This window comes from Tepidimonas sp. (assembly GCF_036824975.1).
Lineage (GTDB): Bacteria > Pseudomonadota > Gammaproteobacteria > Burkholderiales > Burkholderiaceae_C > Tepidimonas.
In genome coordinates this window covers 8,979-11,537 of record NZ_DAISZC010000054.1, presented here as the reverse complement: position 1 = coordinate 11,537, position 2,559 = coordinate 8,979, and the positions used below count along the sequence as shown (strand labels likewise).

At 68.8% G+C, this 2,559-nt stretch carries 2 protein-coding genes; one reads left to right on the top strand and one right to left on the bottom strand.

Annotated features, from left to right (window positions below; all coding sequences use genetic code 11):
- Positions 1 to 331 precede the first annotated feature (331 nt).
- On the top strand, positions 332 to 1,225 hold the full coding sequence (locus tag V7Z54_RS07275; protein WP_334135488.1) for a GGDEF domain-containing protein: 894 nt from the start codon (positions 332 to 334) through the stop codon (positions 1,223 to 1,225).
- Here the strand turns inward: V7Z54_RS07275 and V7Z54_RS07270 are convergent.
- Positions 1,219 to 2,211 carry a Bug family tripartite tricarboxylate transporter substrate binding protein gene (locus V7Z54_RS07270; protein ID WP_334135486.1) on the bottom strand — a complete coding sequence of 331 codons (993 nt, stop codon included), beginning with the start codon at positions 2,209 to 2,211 and terminating at the stop codon, positions 1,219 to 1,221. The two genes, V7Z54_RS07275 and V7Z54_RS07270, sit on opposite strands and share 7 nt — an antisense overlap.
- Positions 2,212 to 2,559 lie beyond the last annotated feature (348 nt).

Sequence of the window (2,559 nt, the reverse complement as noted above, 5' to 3'; positions counted from 1 at the left end):
GTTTGGCCATGGGGTTGGCGGCATTGTTCAACGCCCTGGCGCTACCCTGGGTGGTAAGCAGCTGGCTCACGTTACTCGAGCGAGTCCGGCTACACTGGAGTGCATGATTGCCCATGCGCCAGCGGCGCAACGCCGGTCAAGCTGCGCCCCTGCGGCCATGCCAACTGAAGCGGCCCGGGGGCGGGGTCGACTGCTCCTCGCGCGCTGGCTGGCGCTCGTGTTGGGGCTGGCGCTCGTCCTGAGCGGCCAGGTCTGGGCCGTCGGTGCGGGAGATCCCCCTCCTGCCACCGCCGCCGGCGCACCACCGCCGCTGGACGTAGCCACGCTGTAGGTGCCGGCCACCTTCGCCACACTCGACCCGGCGGGGCTGGGCATGTTCGCCGCGCTGATCGGTGGCGCACTGCACGTGGCCTGGCAGGGGGAGCGGCTGGCGTGGTTGTATCTGGCGGCCCTGGGCTGCTTGATCGCTGGCGCGGGGGCGTATTACTTGACCCAGCTGGAAGTGATCATGCCGGGACCGTTGACGCTACAGGCTCTCAACCTCGGCTCGGTGGGGGAATGTCTGCTGCGGGCGCTGGCCCACCGCATCAACCGGCTCACGCGCGAACGCGACGCCGCCCAGCAGGCGCTGATCGCGGCGTTGCGCGAGTCGGAACAGCGGCTGGAACAACAGGTGAGCGCGCGCACGCGCGAGTTGGCCGAAGCGAATGCGCAACTCACCGCGTTGGCGGAACGGGACGCTCTGACGGGTCTGTACAACCGCCGCCGCTTCGACGCGCAACTGACCGAGGAACTCGCCCGTGCGCAGCGCAGCGGGCGGCGGCGGGGCTTGCTGCTGCTGGACAACGACCACTTCAAGGACGTCAACGATTTCAGCGGCCACACCCAGGGCGATGTGACGCTGGCGCGGCTGGGTCGCCTGGTCGACAGCATCCTGCAGCGGCGCACCGATCATGCCTACCGGGTGGGTGGCCAGGAATTCGTGGTGCTTGCTCCCGACAGCACCGAAGAGGGCCTGCGTCAACTCGGTGAGCGGCTGTGCTCGGCGGTACAAGCCCAGCACTGGCCGCATCCGATGCAGCTGTGCATCACCGTCTCTGTGGGGTTGACGCTGTTGGCATCAGGCGATACCCCAACCAGCATCTACCGGCGTGCCGACGCGGCGCTGCACGAGGCCAAACGCAGCGGACGCAACCGCTGCGCCCGGGCAGCACCACCTCACTGAGGGCGAATGCCGGCGCGCTCGATGATGGCGCGCATGCGGGCCGCATCGGCCTGCATGCGGTGCGCCAAGCCCTGCGGTGCCGTGCCCACCGCCTGCCAGCCTTGCGCAAACAACTGCTGGCGCACCGCTGGGCGGCGCACGATGTCGGCCAGGGCCGCAGCCAGCCGCTCGATGTGCGCACGCGGCATGCCGGCCGGCGCCGCCAGCGCGTTTCCGATTTCCAGTTCCACGCCGCGCATGCCCAGCTCGGCCAAGGACGGCACATTTGGGGCCAGCGTGCTGCGCCCGGCAGAAGTCACGCCCACAACTTGCAGCTTGCCCGCCTGTACCTGTGCCAGCGCCAGTCCCGGGGGCAGCAAGGCCACGTGGACGTCGCCGCGGCTCATCGCCTGGATCACCTGCGGGTTGCCCGGAAACGGTACGTGCACCGCCCGCCAACCGGTGGCGGCCTTGACCATCTCCATGCCGATATGCGCCACCGTGCCCACGCCGGGCGAGCCGTAGTTCCAGCCATCGCCCGCGCTGCGGCCTGCCGCCAGTAGCTGGGCCGCATCGGCGGGCAGCTGTGGCGCGGCCACCAGTACCAGCGGTGCCGTGGCCAGCAGCGACACCGGCACCAAATCGGTGAACGGGTCGTATGGCGTAGCGGGGTTAAGGATATTGGCGATGGTCAGATTACCGTTAATCATCAGGCCTATGGTGTGACCGTCGCGAGCGCGCGCCACCGCGTCGGCCGCGATATTGCCCGATGCACCGGGGCGGTTGTCCACCACCACCGGCTGTCCCAGCACCTGCGCCAGCGGTTCGGCCAGCGTGCGCGCCATGACATCGGGCGACGAACCCGGCGGAAAGCCCACCAACAGCTTCAACGGGCGCTGTGGCCACGGCGCCGACTGCGCCCACAGCGGCCACGCCCCCGTGGCCGCTGCAGCCACTGCTGCGCGCAGCAACGCGCGCCGGTTCTTCCCCAAAGTTGGCCATGTCATCGCATTGACTCCTGAGCATAAGACCAACGCGTCGGGCACACTGACGCCCCCCACCCGTCCGCCACTGGCGATGCCATATCACGGCAGCCGTACCCACTCCTGCTGCCGCCGCGGTGGCAGCCGACTGGGCGTGCCCAGTCACCCCCGCCTGAACGGCGGACAACATCTGAGCGGACACCTAACGGCACGGGACGGTCTGACGGCCTCATCGACCCTCAGACGATACCGTGCTGGTCAGCTCTACATATAGACGATATGAGGATATGAGCGGGGTGTCCAAGCATGGGCGTTGCCAGTACGCGCCTTCATCCGTGCAGGTCGTCGCGCCGGGCGATTTCGAACAGGCGC